The organism is Streptomyces lushanensis (assembly GCF_001700515.1).
In the GTDB taxonomy this organism is placed as follows: Bacteria; Actinomycetota; Actinomycetes; order Streptomycetales; family Streptomycetaceae; genus Streptomyces; species Streptomyces lushanensis.
The window spans coordinates 1-818 of the sequence record NZ_MAUD01000625.1; the positions used below are offsets into that span (position 1 = coordinate 1).

3 pseudogenes are annotated in these 818 nt (G+C 73.9%); 2 read left to right on the forward strand and 1 reads right to left on the reverse strand.

Annotated features, from left to right (window positions below):
• Both BFF77_RS38340 and BFF77_RS37540 read left to right on the forward strand, forming a co-directional pair.
• Nucleotides 1–164 (forward strand): annotated as a pseudogene (locus tag BFF77_RS38340) (DUF5691 domain-containing protein); the annotation flags it as partial.
• A 2-nt stretch (nucleotides 165–166) separates the two neighbouring features.
• A pseudogene (locus BFF77_RS37540) lies at nucleotides 167–382 on the forward strand (DUF5691 domain-containing protein); the annotation flags it as partial.
• A 260-nt stretch (nucleotides 383–642) separates the two neighbouring features.
• On the opposite strand, the pseudogene icmB reads toward BFF77_RS37540, so the two are convergent.
• Nucleotides 643–818: pseudogene (gene icmB, locus BFF77_RS37545) on the reverse strand (coenzyme B12-dependent isobutyryl CoA mutase small subunit); the annotation flags it as partial.

Genomic DNA, 818 nt, shown 5'->3' on the forward strand with positions numbered 1-818 from the left:
CGGGTACCCCGTCCCTCGCGGAGCGGGCGAAACTGCTCGCGACGCTGCCGTCCGCCGAACGGGCCTCCTGGGTGGCCGCGTTCATATCCGCCCATGGCCTCTCCGAGGCGTTCCAACTGCTCGGTGTCTGCACGGTGCCCTGGGCGGAGCCGCTCGGCCGGGCGNNCGGGACGCGGGCAGTTACCCCTGGAGCTTCAGCGGAGTGATGGGCCTCGCGGAGCGCTGTCTGGACCCCGCCGAGGCGAGCCGTCTTGAGCTGCTCACGGCGACCCCGGACGAGACGGAGGACGCCTCGCCGGGTGCGGGCGGCTACTGGTCGGAGGCGTTCCAGCGCCTGGTCGCCACGCTGCGTCTGCGCGCGGCGATGCTGGCGGAACTGGCCGGGCCGTCAGGGCCGGTGGAACGGACGGAACCCGACCGGCGAACGGCACCGGCCGCCCGGCCCGCCGCGCCCGCACCGGCCGCCGTGCCCGTACCGGTCGTACCGGCCGCCGCGCCCGTACCGGTCGTACCGACCGACCCGACGAAGCCCACCGACCCGACGAACCGAACCGCCCCGGCCCACCCGCGCATACCGGCCGATCCCTCAGGGCCGTAGTGGCGGCAGGGCCATGGCGGCCCTACCGGCAGCGGGCCGAGGAGTCACGCTCCGGCCGACTGGCGGACATGGGCGTTGACCCAGGTGACGATCGATGTCGTCGTCGCGCCCGGAGTGAAGATCTCCGCGACGCCGAGTTCCTTCAGCGGCGGGATGTCCGCCTCCGGGATGATGCCGCCGCCGAAGACCTTGATGTCCTCCGCGTCCCGCTCCTTCAGCA